The sequence below is a fragment of the Pseudomonas cichorii genome, assembly GCF_003700275.1.
Classification (GTDB): Bacteria; Pseudomonadota; Gammaproteobacteria; order Pseudomonadales; family Pseudomonadaceae; genus Aquipseudomonas; species Aquipseudomonas cichorii_B.
The window spans coordinates 1-2,122 of record NZ_RBRE01000053.1; the positions used below are offsets into that span (position 1 = coordinate 1).

The following is a 2,122-nucleotide window of genomic DNA, read 5'->3' on the forward strand; positions in this document are numbered from 1 at the left end:
AAGATTCGTGGCTTCCGGATTGAAACCGGTGAAATCGAAGCGCGTCTGGCGCAATGCATCGGGGTCAAGGATGCGGTTGTGCTGGCCCGCCAGGATGTAGAAGGCGCACCGAAGCAACTGGTGGGTTATGTCACTGCTGTGCCGGGTGCCAACCTGTCGGTGCAGGAGTTGCGTCGTGAGTTGAGTGCTTCACTGGCCGATTACATGCTGCCAGTGGCTTTTGTGGTGCTGGACAGCCTGCCGCTGACCAATAACGGCAAACTGGACCGTCGTGCTCTGCCAGCGCCCGATGCCCTGGCGTATGCCAGCCGTGATTACGAAGCGCCGTCAGGGCCTGTCGAGGCGTTGCTGGCCGGGCTCTGGGCCGAGGTGCTCAAGGTCGAGCGTGTCGGACGGCATGACCATTTCTTCGAGCTGGGCGGTCATTCGCTGCTGGCGGTCAAGCTGATCGAGAAAATGCGTCAGCAAGGGTTGAGCGCCGATGTGCGGGTGCTATTCAGCCAGCCAACCCTGATGGCCCTGGCAGCCGCGGTGGGTAATAGCAAGGAAATCCATGTTCCGGCCAATCTGATCGAGCCGGGCTGCACGCAGATCACCCCTGAAATGCTGCCGTTGCTGGGCATCAGCGAGACTGCGCTGGAGCGTGTTCTGGCGGCTGTACCGGGCGGTGCGGCCAATGTGCAGGATATCTACCCGCTGGCACCGTTGCAGGAGGGGATTCTCTATCACCACCTGAGCGCCGAGGCCGGCGACCCGTATGTGCTGCAATCGCAGTACGCCTTTGATAGCCGTCAGCGTCTGGATGCCTTTATCCAGGCGCTGCAATCGGTCATCGATCGTCACGATATCCTGCGCACTGCAGTGCTCTGGAGCGGGCTCGATGAGCCGCTACAAGTGGTGTGCCGAAACGTCACGCTGCAACCGCAGTGGGTCGAGCTTGACCCGGCCAATGGCCCGATTGCCACGCAACTGTCGGAACGTTTCGATGCCCGTCATTACCGTCTGGATCTGAACCGCGCGCCCTTGCTGCATCTGGCCTGCGCCGAAGACACGCTACAGAACCGCTGGGTTGCCACGCTGCTGTTCCATCACCTGGCGCTGGACCATACCGCGCTGGAAGTGATGCAGATGGAAATGCAGGCCTTCCTGTTGGGCACTGCCGATCAACTGGGTGCGGCAATGCCGTACCGCAATTATGTGGCCCAGGCTCGACTCGGCGTCGAACCTGCTGCCCATGAAGCGTTCTTCCGCGAGATGCTCGGCGATATCGATGAGCCGACCCTGCCGTTCGGCGTGCACGATGTGCAGGGTGACGGGCATGGCATCGAGGAAGCACGAACCTCTCTGAATCTGCAACTCAGCAGTCGTCTGCGCCAGCAGGCACGGCAGTCGGGCGTCAGTGCTGCCAGCCTGGTGCATCTGGCCTGGGCGCTGGTGCTGGGCAAGGTTGCAGCGACCGACGATGTGGTGTTTGGCACGGTGCTGCTGGGCCGGATGCAGGGCGGCGAAGGGGCTGACCGGGCGCTGGGCATGTTCATCAACACCTTGCCATTGCGGGTCAGTCTGGACTGCAGCAATGTGCGTCAGGCTGTCACCGCAGCCCATGACCGACTCACCGGACTGCTGGTTCACGAGCATGCTTCACTGGCACTGGCCCAGCGTTGCAGCGGCGTGGCGGCTACGGTTCCGTTGTTCAGTGCGTTGCTCAACTATCGCCACAGTCTTGCGGTGGTGACCGAGGACAGTCTGAGTGCCTGGGAGGGTATGCAGGTGCTCGGCGGCGATGAGCGCACCAACTATCCGCTGACCCTCAACGTCGATGATCTTGGCGAGGGTTTCCAGCTTACCGTGCTGGCTCTGGAAAACATCGGTGCGCAGCGCGTCTGTGACTACGTACAGGTGGCGCTGGAGCAATTGACCGATGCACTGGAACAGGCACCGCAAACCCCGCTGAGCAACCTGTCGATTCTGCCGCGCAGTGAGCGCGAGCAATTGCTGCACGGCTGGAACCGCAGCGATAAGCACTTTGCCGATGATTTGCTGATCCACCGTGCGGTCGAGGCCTGGGCCTTGAAAAAACCTGCGGCCACGGCCGTTCGCTGTGAAGGCCGTCAGCTGAGCT

General features: G+C 61.7%; 1 protein-coding gene. It reads left to right on the plus strand.

The genetic code is table 11. From position 1 onward, the window contains the following. A partial coding sequence (locus tag ALQ04_RS14650) for a condensation domain-containing protein (protein ID WP_259645014.1) occupies window positions 1–2,122 on the plus strand: 2,122 nt, incomplete at both ends.